The organism is Trichlorobacter ammonificans, from assembly GCF_933509905.1.
Classification (GTDB): domain Bacteria; phylum Desulfobacterota; class Desulfuromonadia; order Geobacterales; family Pseudopelobacteraceae; genus Trichlorobacter; species Trichlorobacter ammonificans.
Map to the genome: position 1 here is coordinate 1,438,074 of NZ_OW150024.1, position 23,210 is coordinate 1,461,283.

The 23,210-nt window shown below is 60.3% G+C and carries 17 protein-coding genes; all 17 read right to left on the reverse strand.

From position 1 onward, the window contains the following. Window positions 1-91: 91 nt before the first annotated feature. The 17 genes from RAK07_RS06615 to RAK07_RS06695 all read right to left on the reverse strand — a co-directional run bounded on the left by RAK07_RS06615 (window position 92) and on the right by RAK07_RS06695 (window position 23,197). On the reverse strand, window positions 92-1,357 hold the full coding sequence (locus RAK07_RS06615) for an EAL and HDOD domain-containing protein (protein WP_305732043.1): 1,266 nt from the start codon (window positions 1,355-1,357) through the stop codon (window positions 92-94). Between the two features lie 6 nt (window positions 1,358-1,363). Continuing rightward, window positions 1,364-3,628 carry a response regulator gene (locus RAK07_RS06620; RefSeq protein ID WP_305732044.1) on the reverse strand — a complete coding sequence of 755 codons (2,265 nt, stop codon included), beginning with the start codon at window positions 3,626-3,628 and terminating at the stop codon, window positions 1,364-1,366. An 18-nt stretch (window positions 3,629-3,646) separates the two neighbouring features. Further along, the gene (locus RAK07_RS06625) at window positions 3,647-4,918 is read right to left on the reverse strand and encodes a methyl-accepting chemotaxis protein (protein WP_305732045.1); all 1,272 of its coding nucleotides are present in this window, start codon (window positions 4,916-4,918) and stop codon (window positions 3,647-3,649) included. Window positions 4,919-4,935: 17 nt separating this feature from the next. Next, the gene (locus RAK07_RS06630) at window positions 4,936-5,298 is read right to left on the reverse strand and encodes a response regulator (RefSeq protein ID WP_305732046.1); all 363 of its coding nucleotides are present in this window, start codon (window positions 5,296-5,298) and stop codon (window positions 4,936-4,938) included. A 50-nt stretch (window positions 5,299-5,348) separates the two neighbouring features. Beyond that, window positions 5,349-5,666: a hypothetical protein gene (locus RAK07_RS06635; protein ID WP_305732047.1), complete on the reverse strand. Its 318-nt coding sequence runs from the start codon at window positions 5,664-5,666 to the stop codon at window positions 5,349-5,351. Continuing rightward, complete coding sequence (locus RAK07_RS06640) at window positions 5,650-7,731, reverse strand: chemotaxis protein CheA (RefSeq protein ID WP_305732048.1); 2,082 nt, start codon at window positions 7,729-7,731, stop codon at window positions 5,650-5,652. Before RAK07_RS06640 ends, RAK07_RS06635 begins: the two co-directional genes overlap by 17 nt. Next, window positions 7,728-8,849: an HD-GYP domain-containing protein gene (locus tag RAK07_RS06645; protein WP_305732049.1), complete on the reverse strand. Its 1,122-nt coding sequence runs from the start codon at window positions 8,847-8,849 to the stop codon at window positions 7,728-7,730. Before RAK07_RS06645 ends, RAK07_RS06640 begins: the two co-directional genes overlap by 4 nt. After that, window positions 8,846-10,804 (reverse strand): response regulator, encoded by a 1,959-nt coding sequence (locus RAK07_RS06650; RefSeq protein ID WP_305732050.1) that lies wholly within the window; start codon window positions 10,802-10,804, stop codon window positions 8,846-8,848. The genes RAK07_RS06645 and RAK07_RS06650 overlap by 4 nt, the downstream gene beginning before the upstream one ends. 3 nt (window positions 10,805-10,807) lie before the next feature. Further along, entirely contained in the window at window positions 10,808-11,290 is a 483-nt protein-coding gene (locus tag RAK07_RS06655) for a chemotaxis protein CheD (RefSeq protein WP_305732051.1), read from the reverse strand. A 2-nt stretch (window positions 11,291-11,292) separates the two neighbouring features. Next, window positions 11,293-12,186, reverse strand: coding sequence for a sensor histidine kinase (locus RAK07_RS06660; protein ID WP_305732052.1), 894 nt, complete (start codon window positions 12,184-12,186; stop codon window positions 11,293-11,295). Between the two features lie 50 nt (window positions 12,187-12,236). After that, complete coding sequence (locus RAK07_RS06665) at window positions 12,237-14,264, reverse strand: PAS domain S-box protein (RefSeq protein WP_305732053.1); 2,028 nt, start codon at window positions 14,262-14,264, stop codon at window positions 12,237-12,239. A 54-nt stretch (window positions 14,265-14,318) separates the two neighbouring features. Beyond that, window positions 14,319-15,386 carry a protein-glutamate methylesterase/protein-glutamine glutaminase gene (locus RAK07_RS06670; protein ID WP_305732054.1) on the reverse strand — a complete coding sequence of 356 codons (1,068 nt, stop codon included), beginning with the start codon at window positions 15,384-15,386 and terminating at the stop codon, window positions 14,319-14,321. A gap of 13 nt (window positions 15,387-15,399) precedes the next feature. Continuing rightward, window positions 15,400-16,278 carry a CheR family methyltransferase gene (locus RAK07_RS06675; protein WP_305732055.1) on the reverse strand — a complete coding sequence of 293 codons (879 nt, stop codon included), beginning with the start codon at window positions 16,276-16,278 and terminating at the stop codon, window positions 15,400-15,402. After that, the gene (locus RAK07_RS06680) at window positions 16,275-16,652 is read right to left on the reverse strand and encodes a response regulator (RefSeq protein ID WP_305732056.1); all 378 of its coding nucleotides are present in this window, start codon (window positions 16,650-16,652) and stop codon (window positions 16,275-16,277) included. Before RAK07_RS06680 ends, RAK07_RS06675 begins: the two co-directional genes overlap by 4 nt. A 70-nt stretch (window positions 16,653-16,722) precedes the next feature. Beyond that, complete coding sequence (locus RAK07_RS06685) at window positions 16,723-19,596, reverse strand: methyl-accepting chemotaxis protein (protein ID WP_305732057.1); 2,874 nt, start codon at window positions 19,594-19,596, stop codon at window positions 16,723-16,725. Between the two features lie 149 nt (window positions 19,597-19,745). Next, complete coding sequence (locus RAK07_RS06690) at window positions 19,746-20,243, reverse strand: chemotaxis protein CheW (RefSeq protein WP_305732058.1); 498 nt, start codon at window positions 20,241-20,243, stop codon at window positions 19,746-19,748. Between the two features lie 77 nt (window positions 20,244-20,320). Further along, window positions 20,321-23,197, reverse strand: a complete 2,877-nt coding sequence (locus RAK07_RS06695) for a methyl-accepting chemotaxis protein (protein WP_305732059.1) — start codon at window positions 23,195-23,197, stop codon at window positions 20,321-20,323. Window positions 23,198-23,210: the final 13 nt, after the last annotated feature.

Here is a 23,210-nt window from a genome sequence, read left to right on the forward strand (position 1 = left end):
GCAGGGGGGTACGGGTTAAAAGCCGGAGAAATTACTCAAACCAAATTATTATATTACTCTGAAGAGGGAGATTTTGTCAAGGAGTAGCGGGTCACTCCGCCTCGTCTTCCTCCCGATCCCGGTTGATGCCGCTCCGCCAACTGAAGGCATCAAGCTGAGCGGCCAGCAGTTGGTCGAAGGTAATGCCGGTTGTATCGAGAACGAGCTGCACCGCCGAGAAGTCGGTTTTTTCCAGCCGCTCGGCCAGGTGAAGCAGGATGCCCAGTGTTCCCTCGCGCCGCAGCAGGGCAGCGGCGACGTCGTCGCTTAAGTTCAGGCTCTCGACGATATGTTCCATGGAGGTTTCATAGAGAGCGTCCAGGAGCGAAAGCACACCGGTGAGAAAGGCCGACTCCACCAGGTCACTGGTGCGGTCATGGCCGGTACGCTGCATCATCAGCAGCTCCATCAGTCGTCCCCGTACCGCGGCCATTTCCAGCAGCGGTGAATTCAACCCCTGGTTGTCCTTGCCGGCATACAGCGCCAGCTGCACCCAGCGCCGCAGGTGGTTGATCCCCAGAATCATGATGGCATGACGCAGGTTCTTGATCTTTTCCCGCATGCCGATCATGACCGAGTTGACCAGTTTCAGCAGGTTGAAGGTCAGGCTGGGATTTTCCCGGAACGTTTCCTCGATCTCGTTGATGTCCCAGTCCTCATTCAACTGCTGCAGCAGTTTCATCATGGCGATACCGGAGGGATCGATGCGGCGCTGGTCCAATACCACCGGCCGTTCAAAGAAGTAGCCCTGGAACAGCTCGAAGCCGTATTCGACGCACTTTTCGAACTCTTCCACGGTTTCCACCCGTTCAGCCAGCAATTGCACCGGAAACTTGCGCAAGTCGGCGGCAATGCGAGGGAGTTCGTCGGGATCGGTGGCCATGATGTCCACCTTGATGATGTCCACCATCTTATAGAACGGGGAATGATCCGGATTATAGACATGATCGTCGAGGGCGATCATGAATCCCTGAGCCTTCAGCTCGCTGCAGCGATCCCTGACGGTGTCGTCCAGCTCGATGTTCTCGAGAATCTCAAGAACGGATTGCTCGATGGGCAGCAACTCCAGCATTTCCGAATGCAACACGTTTGAGGTGATATTCAGAAAACCGTACTTGTCGCCCAATATCTCCTGGAAACCGAAGTCGGAAAGGGCGGTGGCGATGACCGAGGCCGACGCCTGAGCCTGGCTTTCAAACTGGGCCGACTGGTGGTGACTCGCGGCCCGGAAGAGCAACTCATAGCCGTACAGCTCTTTTTTCCGGTTCAGGATCGGCTGTCGGCCGATGAAGAACCTCTGTTCCTTGAGGTGGCTCATGGCGGTTTATTCCGGCTGACGGTAGGCATTCCAATCAATGTTGTCCAGAGCGTCCGTCAACTGCAGCCGCGCCTGACGCACCCGAGCGAGAAAACGGCCGTAGTCAGCGGAAATGCCGCCGACGGTTGCATTCTCCAGCTCTCCCAGTACCTGTCGGAGCGCGCGGGCGCCGATGTTTGACGCCATTCCCTTCAGCTTATGCGCCGACTGGTGCAGCGTCTCCCGGGGGCCGGACGTTTCCAGCTCCCGCTCCAGTTCGGCGAGCAGGGGCAGGGCATGCTCCCTGAACAGGACAATCATTTCGCGGTACAGTTCCTTGTCGTATTCCAGTTCGTGGTAATCGAGTGCCGGTTCGTTCAAGGTGTCGGCAGCGGGAGAGTGCTGTGCACCGCCGTCGGGTCGTGCGCTGTCCTCGAGAAGCTGCTGGAAGAGCTGGCCGGCCTTTTCCGCAGTTACCGGCTTGGCCAGGTAGCCGTTCATGCCGGCCCGCGAGCAGCGCTCCTGTACCGCCTTCAGCGTGTAGGAAGTCAGAGCCAGTACCGGCGTGAGCTGCCCCATGCGCTGTTCCCGCTCCCTGATCAGCCGTACCGCTTCAAATCCGTCCATCACCGGCATCAGGATGTCCAGCAGTACCAGGTCGAAAGAGTTGTTTTCAAATTCTTCCACTGCTTCGCGGCCGTTACCGACGATGACCACGGTATGGCCGAGCTTGGTCAGCACCGACTCAAGACTGCGTTGTTCCAGGGGGTTGTCTTCGGCCACCAGAATGCGCAGGCTCCCCGGCCTTTCCGGCGATACGGTGAGCCTGTCCCAGGTCAGGAAGGTTTCCTCCTGACGTATCATTGATACGGGGGGTGACGACAGGGAGGAAGAGGCAGCGGAAACGGCTGCGGTAGCGCTTCGGTTCAACCAGAGATCGAAACTGGCACTTTTCCCTTCCCGGGCCACATTGCGCAGAATCAGGGTACTGCCCAGGCGAGCGGTCAGGATGGTGGCCAAGCCGATCCCCCGGACCTGTTTCAGGGCAGTGTTGCCGGAGCGACTGAACTCGTCGGCGATGTACTCTTCTCCCCGGCGATAACTGCTGCGGGTCAGACGGCGTTCCACGGCGACAACCTGAAACCTGACCGCCACGGCCCCGTCATGGCGGCCCTGCAGCGAGACACAGAAGGTAACAGCGCCATTGCCGCTTTCCCGCCCTCCCCATTCCAGCAGGGCGCGCAGGGCTTCCTTCAGAACCAGGGGGTGACCGCTGACGCTATCGGGGACCTGTTCGGCGACCTTCAGGGTAATGGTCACCGGGGTACTGCACTCCTGGCAGGCGCCCTGGCGGCACTCCGCCACGAGCTGCCCCAGTTCGAACGGTTCCGGGAGCGGCAGGGGGCCGTCGGTAATCAGTTCCGTCAGTTGTCCCAGTTCACGGGGAGCGAGATGACGGGAAAAGAGCAGATCAAAGGCTGCCGCTGCCAGAGCAGGCCGGGATGCGGCGCCGGCGGGCAGTGCCTGGTTCAGGTCCTGCAGCGTCAGCAGACCGGTGGCCTGCGTCTCCCGCAGGCTGTCGCCAGGAGAGAGGACCGACAGGTGAAGCGCCAGGAGCCGCTGGCCGACGAAGACGGTGTCCCGCCAGCTGCGACCCTCGTTGAGGGCTGCACGTACCTGCATGAACGGTTCATCGCTGGTGGGGCCGAACAGGGTGGCCATCAGTTCCTCGACAGTCTGGGGAGAAGGTCGACCGGAGAGCTTGAACAGGTCATCAGCCGTCCTGCTGATCCGGGTGAGTCGCTCGCCGCTACCGATCAGGACAACGCCCCACGGGAGGGAATCGAATACCTGCATCAGGCGCGAGGCATCCAGCAGCTGACGGGAGGTGTCGGCGCAGTGCCGCACCCGCTCGCGCACCCGTGCCAGGGTTTCCCTGAGAGCGGGAAGATCGATGGGCAGGGGAAAATAGTCGCAGGCCCCCAGTATTAGCGCCCGCTTCCAGTGCTCGCGGTCGTCGGCCCCACCGACGATGACGCCGTGTACCCGGCATCCCCAGCTGCTCCGCAGCCGTTCCAGCAGAGCAAAGGCATCCAGCTGTTCCGAGTGCAGCAGGAAGACGACATCCGGCATCGTATCGGCAAAGCGGCTTTCAGTCTCTTCCGGGCTGTCGACAACGGCAAACTGGAGCGGTTCGGTCAGCAACAGGTCGAGGACGGCTCCCCGCTGGGGGGTCTCGCCGGCGACCAGGAGCGCGGAAAGGGGCTGAAGCGAATCAGTGATGGTGAACATGGCGATCCCCCTTCTGTGTCAGAACAGCTCTATGGCGGGAAGACGGCTCGACTGACTCTGCCCCCCGCCCACCGCCCGTGCATGTACTTCGCGCTGCTCATCCATGACGTACCTGGAGAAGATCGATTCAATGGCAAACATGCCGCTTTTTACCCGCTCGATGGAGGCATCCCCCTGGCTGAGCTCGTCGGTGAGCGTGGCCATGTGTCGGGCGAAATCCTCCAGCATGCCGATGACCAGTTCAAGCTTCTGGCGGGTGATGTCCTGGAACTGGATGTTGCTCAGTGCCTCGATCACGGCCTGCTCGATGCGGCGGCTGGTCAGGTCCAGTTCATTGATAGTGGAGCAGACCGTGGTTTCGATGGAACGGGCACTTTCTTCCAGTTGCAGCAACTGGTGGTGGATCTGCCGGAACTGCTCCTGCTCGGCACGTTGCTGGGCATCAGCCTGTTTGTTGGAGAACTCCCGGTCGATCAGTGCCGCCATCTCCTTCATTCCCTGACCGATCTGGTTGGCGGTCTTGTCGACGGTGGAGGAAAGACGCTGAACCTCATCGGCAACCACGGCGAATCCCCTGCCGGCTTCTCCGGCCCGGGCCGCCTCGATGGCGGCGTTCAGGGCCAGCAGGTTGGTCTGGTCGCTGATATCCCGGATGTGGGAAACCAAGCCGGTCAGTTTCTCAACACTGCCCACGATGGACTGGACCCGCTCCCGTTCCAGGCGGGCTGCCGCTTCACGGTCCGCTTGATGCTGCTCGATGGCCCGCAGCATCTGGCTGTTGTTGGCAAGCACCTCGTTCGAGCGGGCCATGGACTGCGATATGTCAGTACCAAAGGCGCTCATGCCCCGGATCAGGTCGCCGGTGGTCCGGTCGAGGAGCTGCAGGGTGGTCACGATCTGTTCTGCGGCGTCGTTGGTCTGGCTGATCACGTTTTCAAGGTGCGACCGGTTCAGGGTGGCGGTCTTCTGCAAAGCGCCGTGCAGTTCCCGCATCATCTCCACGATGTCGTCGCGTTTCACAACCTGGCACCCGATGGCGGTGTCGCAACGTTGGCTGATGCTGTTGGCGATAAAGCGGCCGGGCAGCGAGGCGGCCAGCCAGCAGACCGCACAGAGCAGGGCGGCTGCGACCGCGAACAGCAGGACGGGGCCGACCGACACAGGGGAGGGCAGCAGTGCCCAGGCCAGGAGGGCTCCGGCGCTTCCGCCTCCCAGCGCTGCCAACGGGGCCAGGAGGGGAATCATGCGGGAGCGCGCAATCAGCACGGAGTAGGTATCCAGTAACGACATGGGGGTGTCCTTCATGATTACGGTATCAATTTCTTGAGTACTTCGAGCAGTTCTTCAGGTTTTACCGGTTTTACCAGCCAGCCGGTGGCACCGGCGGCGCGGGCGTCGGTTCGCTTCTGCTGCTGTGATTCGGTGGTCATTACCAGTACCGGCATGAAGCGGCAGGTGGGCAGCTTTTTCACCTCTTTGATCAGGGTAATGCCGTCCATGCCGGGCATGTTCAGATCAGTGATCATCAGATTCGGTTTCAGGGTGGCCAGGAGCTTCAGGGCAGCATCGCCGCCGGTTGCAGTCTGGACGGCATAGCCTGCCTTCTCCAGGATCGCCTTCATGCTCATCAACAGGGTTGTGGAATCGTCCACCAGCAAAACGGTTTTCATCGTACGGCCGTCTCCTCTCGGGAATATCTACGTGTAGTGTCTGCCTCGCCTCAGTTGAACAGTCCCCAGTCGTTGTCGGGCGGTCTGTCTTCCTCCATGGCCGTTGTCTCATCACATGCCACCGGGCCGGCCGTCACTCCCAGGCAGCGGAGCCAAAAATTGTCGGCAGGGGGGGCCAGTACCGGTACCTTGCGCAGCTTGAGCAGTTGCAGGGGGGCCGTGTGCAGGTGCTCGCAGCCGGAGAGATCGACGCCGATGCCGGCATGGTGCGTGAGCGCTTCCAGCAGACCGTCGGTCTCCTCGATGCTGACCACTCCCTCCAGGATCAGCCGGGGGGGCGTGCTGTCGGTGTCAAGTCTCAGGGGCATAGGCAATCACCTGGGGCAGGTTCAGCAGCAGCATGATCGAGCCATCGCCCAGAATCGTGCTGCCGGAGTAGAAGGTTGAGCGGGCCAGCATACCGGTAAGCGGTTTCATGACGGCATCAATGATGTCGCAGAACTCGTCCACCGCCAGTGCCACCATCTCGCCGCGTACCCTGAGTACCACAGCGGAAAAACCGGGTTTGAGCCAGTCCTGCGTGTCGTCCATGGCCAGTTGTCGCCCCAGGTGGTAGAGGGGCAGCAGTTCGCCGCGCACCTTGAGTCCCGGCGCGGTACCCATGGTCTGCACCTGGGTGAGGGGAAGATCCCCCAGGGTCTCGATCAGGTCATTGGCCGGGATGCCGAAGGTACAGCCGGCCTGTTTGACGGTCAGCAGCCGGGTGATGGCCATGGAAAGGGGCAGGGTGAGCCGCACGGTTGAGCCCTGTCCCAGAACGCTTTTGACGGAAACCTGCCCATTAAAGGAGGTGACCATGGTCTGGACAGCGTCCATACCGACTCCCCGGCCGGAAAGATCCGATATCTGGTCGGCAGTGGAGAAGTTGGGGGCAAAGATCAGCTGGATCACCTCATGGTCGGACATGGCCGCCAGCGATTCGGCGCCGGCGACCCCCTTTTCAAGGGCTTTTGCCCGAATCCGGGCCGGATCGATCCCCCGGCCGTTATCGACGATCTCCACGACAATGGCGCCGGCGTCCTGGAAGGCGCGCAGCGTGATGGTTCCCTCCGCCGGTTTGCCGGCGGCAAGTCGCTCGTCGGGCAGTTCGATACCGTGATCAAGCGAGTTGCGGACCATGTGGACAAGGGGTTCGGACAGTGCCTCGATCACATCCTTGTCGGCCCGGGTCTCCTCACCCTCCATAACCAGGGTGATTTTCTTGCCCAGTTTGTTGGAGATGTCCCGCACCAGACGGGGAAAACGCTCGAATGCCTTGGAAACGGGCATCATGCGCATCTCCATGGCCACATCCTGCAGCGAGGCCACAATCAGGCTGATGTTGTTGGAGCGGTTGTCCAGCTCCGTCGCCAGCTCCGGAACCCGGTACACCGTGGCGGCGCGCTGGCAGAGATAGGGGAGGGAGTTGCGGGCTACCAGCAGCTCTCCCACCAGGTCCATGAACTGGTTGACCAGCCGCTGGTCGACCCTGATGGAGGCGGTTGCCGTCCCCCGTTTCTGATCCGTTGCACCGCTGTCCCGCCGTTCGTCAGGATGAGGAGCGATTTCCTGCGGCAGTGACGGCAGTGCCGCCTCCGGAGGGGGGGGGACGGTCAGGAACTCCCTGGTGATCGTTGCCAGGGCAACCTGATCCTCCACGTACTGGAAGATGCTCCTGATCCGCTCCACCGATTCGCAGACAACCAGCCTGAAGGAAACCTGGCAGGTGAAGGGGTCGAACTCCTCCACCGGTGGAGGAGGATCGGGAAACAGCATTTCAAGTACCAGCGGCACCGGCAGCTGGCGCAGCAGGTTGACCGGGTCGTCCCCCAGAAAAAAACAGTTGGGATCAGGGCGGTACCAGAGCGCAACGGGGGGCGTGGCATGGTTCAGCAGTCCGTCAGGCCATTCCTGGTCAAGTCCGCGCAGCCAGGCAGCCAGCTCCTCGACCGCCGCACGGTCGCTTTCCGTCACGGCAGCCGTCGTCTCCGGCTCCTCATCCGCCCGGACCTCCATCAGGGCCAGCAGGCGCGTGCGCAGCTCCTGGCCGGTATTGGCGGCGCCCGGCGGCAGCCCCCCGGAGTCCTCAATGGAGCCGAGCCAGGAGGAGACCAGATCCAGGACCGCCAACAACAGGTCCACGGATTCGGTATCCAGGCGACGCTGCCCGTTGCGCACCTGATCCATCAGGTCTTCGGCAATGTGGGTCAGGCGGGTGATCGGCTGAAACTCGGGAAAAATGCCGGATGTTCCCTTGATGGTGTGGAAATTCCGAAAAATGCCGTTGATCAGGGTTTCGTCGTGGTGGGCCTGCTCCAGTGCCAGCAAGTTGCGGGCGGCCTCATCCAGGTAGTCCCGCGCCTCGGCGACGAACTGCTCGATCAGGGCGCTCATTGGGGCAGCTCTCCGGAAAGGCGGCAGAAGTCTATGGAGCAGTTTTCCGCTTCCCGGTCCTGACGGATGCAGCTGCTGCTGTAAATCTTCTCGAAGAGCGGGGTGATTTCCCGGAACGCCTCCAATACGGCTGGGTCAAAATGGGAGGGCATGGTTCTGCCGTCTCCCTGGGTGATGATGTCAACGGTCCGTTGATGCGTGAACGGTTCCTTGTAGGGACGACGCATGCGCAGGGCGTCATAGACGTCCACCAGCGATACGATCCTGCCTTCGATCGGAATATCCTCGCCGGCAAGCCCGCGGGGATAGCCGCTGCCGTCCCACCGTTCGTGGTGACAGTGGGCGATAATCTCGGCGGTCTTCAGGATCGGCGAACTGGAGCCGGACAAAATGCGGGCGCCGATAGCCGGATGCTGTTTCATCACATCGAACTCTTCCGGGGTGAGCGGCCCCTGCTTGCCCAGAATGGCGTCGGGAATGCCGATCTTGCCCACGTCGTGCATTGGAGCGGCGTAGAAGATCATTTCGCACTGCTTGACGGGGAGCCCCAGTATCTCGGCGATATGGCGCGCGTAGCAGGCGATGCGGGAGATGTGGATGGAGGTGTCTTCATCCTTGTACTCGGCCGCCATCACCAGGCGGTGTACCGTGTCGATATAGGATTCGCGCACTTCGAGGGTTTTGCGGTTCACCTCCTCCTGCAGACGCTGGTTGAAGGTGGTGATCAGGTCCTGATGTTCTTTGACCTTCAGCAGGTTGCGCACTCTGAGCAGCAGTTCGGGACGGTCCAGCGGCTTGGAGAGAAAGTCATTGGCACCCTGTTCCAGGGCCTTCAGCTTCATGGCCCGGTCGGTCATGGCGGTGGCGATGACGATCGGCGTGGTGGCCGTACGGGGCTTTCTGCGCAGTTGCTCCAGTACTTCAATACCGTTCATTCCCGGCATCATCAGGTCCAGGATGATCAGGTCGGTGTCGGTGTGGTCGAGGACAGCAAGCGCCTTCGGACCATCCTCGGCGGATAGTACCGTATAGCCGACTCCCTCCAGGATGGCCCGGTAGAGCTGGATGTTCAGGCGTTCGTCGTCAACGCAGAGTATGCGGGCGGGACGTGAATTCATAACCTGTCTTGTATACCAAACTTACAGTAATTCTCAAGCAGCTCGAACAATTTTTGCGGGTGCAGCGGTTTGGGCAGAAAGCCGTTCATCCCTGCTTCCCGGCATCGCTGCCGCTCCTCCTCGGTGTCGGTGCCGGTGAGGGCGGTGATGAACACCCGGCGTTCTCCTGCTTCAACTTCCCGGATGCGACGGGTAGCCTCCAGGCCGTCCATGTCCGGCATCTGGCAGTCCATAAAAATGAGGTCATAGGGGGACAGCTTGAAAAGTTCCAGCGCCTCCCGTCCGCTGGCGGTGACGTTGCTCGTGACGCCCAGGCGATCCAGCAGCATGCTGACCACCCGCTGGTTCAGCACGTTGTCGTCGGCAATCAGGGCGCGGAGCCCGGCAAAGGGACGCGCCCTGTCGTTCTCGTTGTTGGCCCCTGCTGCGGTATCCCCGGCATAGCATTCCAGCAGTACCCCCGTGAGCCGGGATTCGCTGACCGGACGACTCACCATGGCGGAAAAGCCGCTGGCCTTCAGTTTGTCGGCCGTAACTGACAGGCCGGGCGGGACGGTTACTATCCGTACCGTTTCGGGAAAGCGTTCAGCCAGGGCCGGACCGGCGGTAAAAGCATCGATGGTATGGTCATGGGAGATGAGCAACAGGCCGGTGAGCGGGGAGGGAAGGGATGACTCCTGCTCCGCGCACTGCGGCGTCGCTGTGGTGACAACCGGTTCGAATCCCAGATGGGAGAGCAGCGCGGCGCAACTCAGCCGGGCCTCCTCCAGGGAGGCGATCACCAGCGCCGGATGTCCCTGACCGACCGGTTTCCCCTCCGGCGCGGTGCCGAGCGCATGGAGCGGCAGCGGCAGACTGAACCAGAAGGTTGATCCCACCCCCTCGCGGCTCTCGAACCCGATGTCGCCCTCCATCAGCAGCACCAGCCGCCGTGAGATGGCCAGCCCCAGACCGGTGCCCGGCGGTCGGTCCGGCCCGCTGGTAGCCTGGTAGAATTGCTCGAACAGCCGCCCCTGCAGATGCTCCGGTATGCCGCAGCCGGTATCCCTGACAGCGATGGTGTAGGCGATCCGATTGTCCGGCAGCGGCGTTCCGGAAAGAGCGATCTGGACAAAACCCTGGCGGGTGAATTTCAGTGCGTTGCCGGCCAGGTTCAGCAGTACCTGGCGGATCTTTCCGAAATCCCCCACCACCTGCCGTGGCAGATCGGGCGGAAAGGAGACCACCAGCTCCACCCCTTTGGTGGCAGCCTGGTGGGCCAGCAGATCGGTTACCTCGTCAATGGCCTTGCGCAGGGAAAAAGGAACCGGCTCAAGGGTCATGGTGCCTGATTCGATTTTCGAGAAATCAAGAATATCATTGATGATATCCAGCAACAGGGTGCCGGAGGCGGTGATGGTCTGCACATACTCGCGCTGCGTGCGGGTGAGTGGCGCATCCATCAGCAGACTGGCCATGCCCAGAATACCGTTCATAGGGGTGCGGATTTCGTGACTCACCGCGGAGAGGAAGTCGCTTTTGGCGCGGTTTGCCTCCTCCGCCTGTTCCCGTGCCCGCTGCAGCTCGCGGCCGGTACGGTGCAGGGCCACCAGGTTCTTGATCCGTGCCGCCAGCTCGATCCGGTCGAACGGCTTGGAGAGGAAACTGGTGCAGCCCAGTTCCAGCCCTTTCAGGCGGGACGCCTTGTCGTTGAGTGCCGTGGCGATGACGATGGGAAGCAGGTCATGACGCTGGTCGGCCCGTATCTGCTGTAACACCTCAAAACCGTCGATTTTCGGCATCATCAGGTCGAGGATCAGCAGGTCAGGATCAAAGGACTCCACCGTTTCGAGCGCGCGCTCGCCACCGGAGAGCAGCAGCAGTTCGTACTGCTGCTCGAACATCGCCTGGTAGAGCCGAAGGTTGACTTCCTCATCATCAATACAGAGTATGCGCGGTCGCTCGTTCTGCTCCATCGCTCACTCCTTGTGCTTGCCGCGCCCCATCAGCACCACGCCGGTCAGGGTATTCATAATGATCTTGCGTCCCACCATTCCCTCCAGGTCCGAGGCTACCACCTTGATTCTCCAGTCATCCAGGGTGCCGAGCGCGAGCTCGACGTTCCGTCTGCCAATGGGGCAGGCAGCCTGGCTCATGCCCAGAATGTTGGCGCCACCGAACACCTTGGCCACCAGCCGCTCCTTCTTGCAACCAACGGCCAGCACCTGCTCCAGCAGTTTTTCCATGGCAATGGTACCGTACTTCGGCGTGGCCAGGCCTTCGCCGTTCCAGAGCGGCAACATGAAGTGGTTCATGCCCCCCCCTCCCTTGATCGTATCCCAGAGACAGACTGCCACGCAGGAGCCCAGCACGGTGGTGATGACACATTCTCCGGCATCCACATGCAGGGTGCCGGGAAACAGAAAATGCTTACGCGTAGTGTCCGACGTTTCGTGTATCACGACTATTTTTCGTCCAGTTCGTCAAAAAGGAACAGGTTGCCCCCCTCGGCGAAGGTGACGGCGCTTTCGTCAAAGGCGGCTGGGAAAAGCGTGACGCTGAACACCGACCCGACATCGGGGCTGCTCTGTACCTCGATGGTGCCCTGCAACAGGTCCAGGAGCGCCTTGACGATGGAAAGTCCCAGCCCGTGACCTCGGTGGGCGCGGGTTGAGCCGGTATCGAGCTGGGTGAAGCGGTCGAATATCCGCTCCAGGTTCTCTGCGGCGATACCGATACCCTGGTCCTTCACCTGGATATGCAGTTCGTCATCCATGAGTCCGGCCAGTACCTCGACCTCGCTGCCAGTGCTGCTGAACTCGACGGCATTGGCCACGAGGTTCGACAGCACCACCTGCAGCTTTTCCGCATCGGTGGGAAAGCGGAGCCGGCCGGCGTCATCGGTGCCGATCAGGGTGTAGGCGAGGCGGATACCCTTGGCGTCGGCCACGGCCTTGAAATTGTCCAGCGTGCTGACAATGACCGAGACCACGTCGACCTGCTCGATTTCGGGCTGGGCGTCGCCGGCCTCAAGCTCCGCGGCGATGAAGATGTTGCGCAACTGGTAGTCCAGGCTGAACGCTTCGGCATGGATCAGGCCGGCGATCTCTTCCGCCTGGGGATCATTGACCAGCGAGGCCAGGTGACCGGCAAGGCCGATGATGGCGTTCAGGGGGTTGTTGATCTCGTTGCGTATGTTGGACAGAAAGTTGCTTTTGAGCGATTCCGACTGCTCCAGTCGTCGGTTCATCTCAACCAGCTTGTGGTTCAACACCGAAATATCCTGCAGGGAGCGGCGACTCTGGTTCAGGCGCGTCCTCAGTTCTTCCAGCAACTGTTCATCGGAAATGGTGTCCATCGCGTGTCCTTTCCGCCCCGCGCCCGCTCCGGCCCGGGACCCTTCCGCATTCATACCGGCAGAATAAACGAAAAACAACTTCCCGCTCCAAAGGAGCTGGTCGCCTTGATCCTGCCGCCGTGCATTTCCACCAGGCGCCTGGTCAGAGCAAGCCCCAGGCCGGTTCCCTCGTGTTTCCTGGTGGCGGTGGTATCGAGCTGACTGAATTCGAGGAAGAGGAGGGGCATATCCTCCTCCCTGATGCCGATGCCACTGTCGCGTACCCAGATTTCGACAAACCGTTGACCGCTCCCGGTGGCGAGGGGGAGGTAGCCGCTGATATCATTCCGCTCCACCAGTCGGCTGCCCACCGTCACCGTTCCGCCTTCCGGAGTGAATTTGCAGGCGTTGGAAAGCAGATTCAGCATGATCTGGCGCAGCTTCACCTCATCGCAGCGGATCATGGTGCGACTGACAGCCGGACAATGCTCCTCGGTGAGCTGAATTTGCTTTTTCTGGTATCGTGCCGTCACCATGGTCATGGCCAGGGTGATCGGTTCCAGGGGGGAGAGCGGTTCCGGGTTCAGGGTCATTTCGCCGGCCTCTATCTTGGACAGGTCGAGGATCTGGCTGATAATGGCCAGCAGGTGCCGTGAACTCTGCAGAACAATGCCGGCATACTCTTTCTGCTGCGGCGTCAGTGAATCGTCCACGTCATCATGCAGCAGCTCGGTAAAGCCGATGATCGCGTTCAGCGGAGAACGCAGCTCGTGGCTGACATTGGCAAGAAAGACCGTTTTTGCCCGGTTGGCGGTTTCAGCGGCATAGCGGGCCTGTTCGAGCTGCTCCTCGGTCCGCTTGCGCAGCGTGATATCACGCAGGATACCGATGGCAATCCAGCGCCCCTGCAGGGGAACGGAGGAGAGAGACAACTCGATATGGAACTCTTCGCCATTTTTTCGCTGCCCCACCAGTTCGCTCTGGCGGCCGATGGCATCTCCGCAGCCGCTACGGCTCCAGGCGAGAACGGCCGCGGTTGCGGTGGGGTGATAGCGACGGGGTGCCAGCAGTGCGTGCAGGTCGCTGCCGAGCACCTCGTCGGCCTCGTAGCCGAAAATATCGCGGGCAGCCGGATTCCAGTAGCTGATCAGCCCCTGGTCATCCATCATGATGATGGCGTCCCGGGCGGCATTAGCCAGCGTGCTGAAGCGCTGCTCGCTTTCCTGCAGTGTGCGCAGTGCCAGCTTGCGGAGACTGATGTCCTCGACAATGCTGACATAGGCCACCGGCCGGTCGTGGCGATCGGTCAACAGTGAAACCGTCAACTGTACCCAGACCGGTTCCCCGTTTTTGCGGATGTAACGCTTTTCAGTCGTGTAGGTACTGCTCTCGCCACGCAGCAGGCGCTCCAGATGGGGCTGGTCGCAGGCCAGATCCTCGGGATGGGTGATCTCCCGGCAGGAGTACTGCAGCAGTTCGGCGCGACTGAAACCGGTGATACTGCGGAAGGCAGGATTCGCCTCGATGAAGCGCCCCTGCAGGTTGCAGATCGCCATGCCCACTGCTCCCTGCTCGAACAGCGCCTGAAAACGTGAGCGGTGTTCGTGGCTCCACTCTTCGGCCAGTATGCGGTTGGTGCTGTTGTAATGACGTACCAGCAGGTAGAAATCCCGATTCCAGACAAATCGGGTGACGTGGGCGGTGAACCAGCGCTGTTCGGCCGGTGAATGGCAGTCGTAGTCATAGGAGAACTCGGGAAGCGTTCCGTCGAGCACACCGCGCAGGCCGGCCAGAAACTCGGCGGCTGCGCTGCAGCCGTGCCGTGCCGAGCGTTCGCAGACCATAAAGTAATTGTGGGAACAGGCATCGCCGCTGCCGTCGTTTTCTGCCGAAAACCGGCCCCATGCCTGGTTGGTGAACAGAATGTCGCCATGCCGGCTGAGCAGGCAGAGGGAGCTGCCCAGGGTATCCAGTGCGTGGCTCAACAGTTCGAGAAGGTCGTTCTTCCCGCTCTGGCCTCGTAGGTTTGTGGTGTCGGACAGGGTCATGGCATCCCGCCTGGCTCCGGGCAGCTTTGCTGCCGCGTCCGGTTCCGGCATGTCGAAAACCACCAGGAGCTGGTCAATGTCTGGAAGATCATGGACTCCTGAACCTCAGAGCTGACACTGGCGTACCACTTCGGCGGCGATTTTCTCCAGGGGCATGATTTTGTTCACGCCGCCCCGCTTGATCGCCTCGTTGGGCATGCCGAACACCACGCAGGTCGCTTCGTCCTGGGCGATGGTGAAGGCGCCGGCGTCGTGCATCTCCTTCATGCCCTGGGCACCGTCGTCTCCCATGCCGGTCAGGATGACCCCCACGGCATTCTTGCCGGCATACCGGGCCGCGGAGCGGAACAGCACATCCACCGAGGGACGGTGACGTGAAACCAGCGGTCCATCCTTCACCTCGACGTAATAGCGGGCGCCGCTGCGTTTGAGCAGGGTGTGACGGTTGCCGGGAGCGATCAGCACATGGCCGCGTACCACGGAGTCGTTATCCTCCGCCTCCTTGACCGTGACCCGGCAGATGCTGTCAAGCCGTTTGGCAAAGGCAGCGGTAAAGTGTTCCGGCATATGCTGCACGATTACCGTCCCCGGCGTATCGGCCGGCAGCATCTGCAGAAACAGCGAAAGCGCCTCGGTCCCGCCGGTGGAGGCACCGATGATCACCACCTTTTCGGTGGTCTGTACCATCGCCTTGCTGGTGGGGCGCTCCATGATCACGTCGGCGGTATACTTGGGGCTGACCTCCCGGATGGCCCTGAGCGGCGTGAGGCGGGCCGAGGCCGCTGCCTTGATGCTGTCGCAGATCCGGATGCGGGACTCTTCGATGAACTGGCGGGTACCCATCTTGGGCTTGGTGATGATATCCACGGCGCCGTATTCCAGAGCCTTCAGGGCGCTTTCACTGCCGCTGTCGGTCAGGCTGGAACACATCACCACCGGGATCGGGTGCTGACTCATCAGTTTTTGCAGAAAGGTGAGACCATCCATCCGGGGCATTTCGACGTCGAGGGTGATGACATCCGGCACCTGCTCGGCGATTTTCTGTGCGGCGACAATGGGGTCCTGGGCCGTTGCCATCACCTCGATGGCAGGATCGGCCCCGAGAATTTCGGCGAGGGTCTGCCGAACCAGGGCGGAGTCGTCGACAATAAGAACCTTTATTTTTCGGGACATGGCTGCTCCGGAATCAGTTTCTGCGATACACGGTGTTGCCGACCTGGGTGAAGGGAACATCCAGACCGTTCAGGGTTTCGGAATGACCGATGAACAGAAAACCGCCCGGCTGCAGGTGCCGGTGAAATTTCCGCATCAGGGCCGCCTGGGTTTCCTTGTCGAAGTAGATGATGACGTTGCGGCAGAAAATCACATCCTGTTTTTCCTGGATGCCGAAATGGTCGTCCATGAAGTTGACCCGCTTGAAGCTGATCATGGAGCGCAGCACCGGAGCGATCCTGACCAGTCCCCGGCTGCGGTCCTTGCTGCGCAGCAGGTATTTTTTCTTCAGAGGCAGGGGGATGGTGTCGGTCCGCTCCTCCGTATAGACGGCGCTGGCGGCGGATTGCAGTACCCGCGTACAGATATCCGACGCCAGGATGGAAAAGCGGAAGCCGGGATGGCTGGCGGCGTATTCGGCGAGCACCATGGCCATGGTGTACGGTTCTTCACCGGTGGAGCAGCCGGCGCTCCAGATGCGGAACGGATTGAGCGGGCTTTCTCCGGCGTCACGCGTTTCCCGCATGGCGGGAATCGCGTGACGTACCAAGAAGTCGAAATGGTGCGGCTCCCGGAAGAAGTCGGTCTTGTTGGTGGTAACCACATCAATCAGGTGGATGAGCTCCTGATCGCGGCCGGTATCGGAAAAAACGAAGTCGGCGTACTCCCGGAAGCTGTGGATGTCCAGCGCCTTGAGACGTTTCTGCAGCCGCGCCTCCAGCATGGTCTTCTTGGCCGGGGGCATCTTGATGCCGGCCTCATCGTAGATGAACCTGCTGAACTGCTCAAACTCCCGGTCGCTCATGGTGCAGAGGGGAGGAATCATCGTGCCGCTATTCCGGCCACGTGTCATGGTGTCTGCTCCTCTGGCAGCAGGCGGGCGATGACCCCCAGCAAGGCGTCCTGTCTGAGGGGCTTCATCAGCCAGCCGGTTGCGCCGGCATCACGGGCCTCCTGAAACTTATGCTTCTGGGAGTCGGTGCTCATCACCAGCACCGGCAGGCGGGAACAGCAATCCAGTTGACGGATCGCCCGTATGACGCCGATTCCGTCGAGGTTCGGCATGTTCAGATCGGTCAGCACCAGGTCGGGGCGCACCTCGGTGATCCGGTCCACGGCAGTCAGCGGGTCCGATACGATTTCAACGCAGTACCCGGCCTGTTGCAGCGTGATCTTGGCATTCAGAAGCTGGGTCAGTGAGTCGTCTATCAGCAGAATGGTTTTCACCACGAGTCCTTAAAGCCCAGGGCGGAACAGAAGGACACGGTGGTTCCCTTCCGTTTCCGCACGCTGAGGCTCAGAATTTTTCGAATTCGTCATCCAGGTGGTCTTTTGCTGTGCTTCCCAGGTCGATCTGCACGCCGCCTCCTGTTTTGGAGGGTTTGGCCGCGGTGTGTGTCGGCGGCAGCGACCGTTTCGATACCGCAGGTGCCGACCGGTGGGGAAGGGCACGCTGCATGCCGTGAGTGTCCAACTGGAAGAAGGAGATGGTGGCCTTCAACTGCTCGGCCTGGCTGGTCAGCTCTTCCGTGGTGGAGGCCATCTCTTCCGCTGCCGAGGCGTTCTGCTGGATCACCTGATCCAGTTGCTGGATCGCCTTGTTGATCTGGTCGGCACCGGCATCCTGCTCCTTGCTGGAGGCGCTGATCTCCTGCACCAGTTCGGCAGTACGCTGGATGTCCGGCAAGATGGCGGTCAGCATCTGACCGGCAGCCTCGGCAACCTGAACGCTTCTGCCCGACAGTTCGGATATCTCGCCGGCTGCGGTCTGGCTTCTTTCCGCAAGCTTTCTCACTTCGCTGGCAACCACCGCAAATCCCTTGCCGTGCTCGCCGGCTCTCGCCGCCTCAATGGCGGCGTTCAAGGCCAGAAGGTTGGTCTGGCGGGCAATCTCTTCAATGATGCTGATCTTGGTGGCAATCTCCTTCATGGCAGCCACCGTCTCCTGAACCGCCTTGCCGCCCTCGCGGGCATCGGCAGCGGACTTGTTGGAGATCTTCTCGGTCTGGGAGGCGTTGTCGGCGTTCTGCTTGATGCTGGAGGACATCTCCTCCATGGAGCTTGAGACCTCTTCGGCGCTTGCCGCCTGCTCGGTTGCTCCCTGGGAGAGGGACTGGGCGGTTGCCGCCAGCTCCTGACCGCCGGTGGCAACGCCGTCGGCAGCAGCCTGGACTTCACGCACCACCTCTTTCAACTTGTCCACCATGTTCTGCAACGATTCCATCAGCTCATCCTGCTCGCTGCGCTTCTTCAGCTCAACCATCAGGTTGCCCTGGGCAACCAGCTTGGCGTTGGCAGTGATGGAGTTGGTGGCTTCGATCAGCACGTTCAGGTTGTTCTTGATGGCGTTGAAGTCGCCGTTGTAGCTGTCCGTAATGACTTTGGGCATGTCACCCTTGGAGATGCGCTCCACGTACTCGGCAGCCACGTTCAAGGGACCAATCACCGCATCCAGGGTGTCGTTGACACCCTGGACGATCTTGCGGAAATCCCCCTGGTGCTTGGAAGCATCGGCACGGGTGGCAAGTTTGCCGTCAACTGCTGCCTTGGAGAGCAGGTTGGCGTCGGATACCAGGCTGTTCACCGCATCAATGCAGGTGTTCAGGTTGTTCTTGATGGTGTTGAAGTCACCGTTGTAGCTGTCGCTGATTTTGGCGGGAATATCGCCTTTTGATATCTTGTCAACATAGTCTGCAGCCACATTCAGGGGGCCGATGACGGCATCCAGGGTGTCGTTGACCCCGGATACGATCCTGCGGAAATCCCCCTGGTGCTTGGTGGCATCGGCACGGGTGGCAAGTTTGCCCTCAACCGCCGCCTGGGAGAGCAGGTTGGCATCGGCAACCAGGGCGTTGACGGCGTCAATACACTGGTTGAGGTTGTTCTTGATCTCGTTTAAGTCGCCGTTGTAGCTGTCGGTGATCCTCGGCGGAATGTCACCCTTGGAAATGCGGTCCACGTACTCGGCAGCCACGTTCAAGGGACCAATCACCGCATCCAGGGTGTCGTTGACCCCGGACACGATCCTGCGGAAATCCCCCTGGTGCTTGGTGGCATCGGCACGGGTGGCAAGTTTGCCCTCAACCGCCGCCTGGGAGAGCAGGTTGGCATCGGCAACCAGGGCGTTGACGGCGTCAATACACTGGTTGAGGTTGTTCTTGATTTCGTTGAAGTCGCCGTTGTAGCTGTCGGTGATCCTCGGCGGAATGTCGCCCTTGGAAATGCGGTCCACGTACTCGGCAGCCACGTTCAGGGGACCAATCACCGCGTCCAGGGTGTCGTTGACACCCACCACGATCTTCTGGAAATCACCCTGGTGCTGGGAGGCATCGGCACGGGTGGCAAGCTTGCCCGCAATGGCAGCGTCGGACAGCATGCCGGCATCCTTGATCAGGGCGTTCACCGCATCCACCATCTTCTGCATCGCCTGCTGCAGAACACCGGTCTCGTCGTTGCTGGTGGTGTCCAGGGTCACGTTGGTGTCACCCTGGGCAATCTTGTTGGCCGCATCAACGCAGGCATTGACCGGACGGGTGATGGAACGGGTGATGGAACGCATCACGATACTGCCGATGACAACCGCAAGTATGCTGATGGTCACGATAAGGTAATTTGCCCGCGTACCGGATGCCTGTACCTCCTTGCTGGTCTGTTCGTTGGCCTTGTTCAAAACATCCTTGATCGCGCTCAACTGCTCCCGCACCTTTGCCAGGCTTGGCGCCGACACCGTGGTGTAGATATGGGCTGCTTGGCCCAGATCGCCCCGTGCTAAGGCAGACTTGATGGTGACTGCCGATTCATGGAGGGTTTTGTGAGGCGCTTCGATCGCTTGCAATGGAGTGGAAATACCGGGAACCATGGTTTCGGCACGTTTCCTCTCTTCCCCGTAATACCACTTGCCAAAGGCACACTTGTGCGGATCGGGCTGGGCAGTTAGATTGTCAGCCTTGCCCGATGCCAGTGCGCCGGTCACATTGTTGGCCCAGGTCAGGTGGTCCACTTCCTTTTGGATGGTATCGGCGGTCAGATGGGCGATCGTGTCGGACCGTTTGAATTGCTGCAAGACAGTGTAAAGAGTGTTGGCGCCCAATGCTCCTGTAAGAATGACCAGCACCAGCAAGACGCCGAAGCCAGCACTCAGCCGTGAGCCGATTTTCAAATTTTTCAGCATGGAGGTTTCCCCTTTGCAAGCATATTCGAATGCCCGAAGATTACCAGAAGAGCGCCAAAGGTCAATCAGGTAATCATCGCCTTGTCCTGACAGAAAAAAGCCCCATTCCCGCTCAGGAATGGGGCTTTCGTTCACTGCTTCTTCGTAAGCTATGCCTGCTCTGAACCACCGGCCTCGGTTACTGCCGCCATCTCCTGTTCCGAGAAAACCCGGTCAATATCCAGGATCATGATGAAATTGTCGTCATGCTTGCCCATCCCCTTGATGAAGTCGGTGTTCAGGCGGGTGCCGATATGGGGAGCCGGCTCGATCTGGTCCGGCTCCATCTCCACCACCTCCTGGACAGAGTCAGCCAGGGCCCCCAGTACGGTGGTATCTCCTTCAAGGGTGACTTCCACCACAATGATGCAGGTGTTGACGGTCTGCTCCGTTGACTCCATGCCGAACTTCAGGCGCAGGTCAACCACCGGCACCACGCTGCCCCGCAGGTTGATCACCCCCCGCATGAATTCCGGGGTCTGGGGTACCTTGGTGATGGAGGTGTATTCAAGAATTTCACGTACCTTTGCCACATCAAGGGCAAATATCTCATCCGCCAGCTTGAAGGTCAGGTACTGCACGGTTTCCGTTATTGTTGCGACAGCCATATCGCCTCCTGAATCAAGGATCACGGTTCAGGGACCGGAGAACGTTCCGGTCCCTGGGGCACCATCTGGGCAGTGTGTCAGAATTTTTCGAATTCGTCATCCAGGTGGTCTTTTGCTGTGCTTCCCAGGTCGATCTGCACGCCGCCTCCTGTTTTGGAGGGTTTGGCCGCGGTGTGTGTCGGCGGCAGCGACCGTTTCGATACCGCAGGTGCCGACCGGTGGGGAAGGGCACGCTGCATGCCGTGAGTGTCCAACTGGAAGAAGGAGATGGTGGCCTTCAACTGCTCGGCCTGGCTGGTCAGCTCTTCCGTGGTGGAGGCCATCTCTTCCGCTGCCGAGGCGTTCTGCTGGATCACCTGATCCAGTTGCTGGATCGCCTTGTTGATCTGGTCGGCACCGGCATCCTGCTCCTTGCTGGAGGCGCTGATCTCCTGCACCAGTTCGGCAGTACGCTGGATGTCCGGCAAGATGGCGGTCAGCATCTGACCGGCAGCCTCGGCAACCTGAACGCTTCTGCCCGACAGTTCGGATATCTCGCCGGCTGCGGTCTGGCTTCTTTCCGCAAGCTTTCTCACTTCGCTGGCAACCACCGCAAATCCCTTGCCGTGCTCGCCGGCTCTCGCCGCCTCAATGGCGGCGTTCAAGGCCAGAAGGTTGGTCTGGCGGGCAATCTCTTCAATGATGCTGATCTTGGTGGCAATCTCCTTCATGGCAGCCACCGTCTCCTGAACCGCCTTGCCGCCCTCGCGGGCATCGGCAGCGGACTTGTTGGAGATCTTCTCGGTCTGGGAGGCGTTGTCGGCGTTCTGCTTGATGCTGGAGGACATCTCCTCCATGGAGCTTGAGACCTCTTCGGCGCTTGCCGCCTGCTCGGTTGCTCCCTGGGAGAGGGACTGGGCGGTTGCCGCCAGCTCCTGACCGCCGGTGGCAACGCCGTCGGCAGCAGCCTGGACTTCACGCACCACCTCTTTCAACTTGTCCACCATGTTCTGCAACGATTCCATCAGCTCATCCTGCTCGCTGCGCTTCTTCAGCTCAACCATCAGGTTGCCCTGGGCAACCAGCTTGGCGTTGGCAGTGATGGAGTTGGTGGCTTCGATCAGCACGTTCAGGTTGTTCTTGATGGCGTTGAAGTCGCCGTTGTAGCTGTCCGTAATGACTTTGGGCATGTCACCCTTGGAGATGCGCTCCACGTACTCGGCAGCCACGTTCAAGGGACCAATCACCGCATCCAGGGTGTCGTTGACACCCTGGACGATCTTGCGGAAATCCCCCTGGTGCTTGGAAGCATCGGCACGGGTGGCAAGTTTGCCGTCAACTGCTGCCTTGGAGAGCAGGTTGGCGTCGGATACCAGGCTGTTCACCGCATCAATGCAGGTGTTCAGGTTGTTCTTGATGGTGTTGAAGTCACCGTTGTAGCTGTCGCTGATTTTGGCGGGAATATCGCCTTTTGATATCTTGTCAACATAGTCTGCAGCCACATTCAGGGGGCCGATGACGGCATCCAGGGTGTCGTTGACCCCGGATACGATCCTGCGGAAATCCCCCTGGTGCTTGGTGGCATCGGCACGGGTGGCAAGTTTGCCCTCAACCGCCGCCTGGGAGAGCAGGTTGGCATCGGCAACCAGGGCGTTGACGGCGTCAATACACTGGTTGAGGTTGTTCTTGATCTCGTTGAAGTCGCCGTTGTAGCTGTCGGTGATCCTCGGCGGAATGTCACCCTTGGAAATGCGGTCCACGTACTCGGCAGCCACGTTCAAGGGACCAATCACCGCATCCAGGGTGTCGTTGACCCCGGACACGATCCTGCGGAAATCCCCCTGGTGCTTGGTGGCATCGGCACGGGTGGCAAGTTTGCCCTCAACCGCCGCCTGGGAGAGCAGGTTGGCATCGGCAACCAGGGCGTTGACGGCGTCAATACACTGGTTGAGGTTGTTCTTGATTTCGTTGAAGTCGCCGTTGTAGCTGTCGGTGATCCTCGGCGGAATGTCGCCCTTGGAAATGCGGTCCACGTACTCGGCAGCCACGTTCAGGGGACCAATCACCGCGTCCAGGGTGTCGTTGACACCCACCACGATCTTCTGGAAATCACCCTGGTGCTGGGAGGCATCGGCACGGGTGGCAAGCTTGCCCGCAATGGCAGCGTCGGACAGCATGCCGGCATCCTTGATCAGGGCGTTCACCGCATCCACCATCTTCTGCATCGCCTGCTGCAGAACACCGGTCTCGTCGTTGCTGGTGGTGTCCAGGGTCACGTTGGTGTCACCCTGGGCAATCTTGTTGGCCGCATCAACGCAGGCATTGACCGGACGGGTGATGGAACGGGTGATCATCACCCCCAAGAGCACGCCCAGGGCCAGGGCCACCACCAGCAGGCTGATGACAATGGTCTTTGCCTTGGATGCATCGGCAGCAGCAGTTGTGCCGGCTTGGTTCATCAGTTCGGTCTGGTAGTGAATAATGTCGTTAACGGCAGCAATATAGGCATTCTGGGATTTACGGAGATCGCCCATGAGTATTGCTAGGGCTTCCTCTGACTTACCGGCTCGTAGCAGCTTAAGGTAGTCTTCCGTTGATTTTCGATAGCCCGGAATGACATCATTTAGCGCTTTAAGCAGTCCCTTGCCTTTTTCGCTGGTGATAGTGCTGTTGAGATATTTCAGTTTCTCATCAATTATTTTTCTGGCTTCCGGTATCCGGGCATACTCCTTTTCCATATCCTGGGGAGATTTGACCAATGCCATGTTGCGCAGAGCGCGGGCAGCAACGTTTACCTGATCAATGACATCGTTGGCAGCCACGGTTTTGGGAAACATTTCATTTGCCATCCTGTTGATATTGCCGTTCATGTCGTTGATTTCCATAACGGAAAATCCACCGACAACAACCAGCAGTACCATGATGACGCCGAAGCCGAACCCTAACCGGGAGCCGATCTTCATGTTCTTGAGCATGTTCCGCTACCTC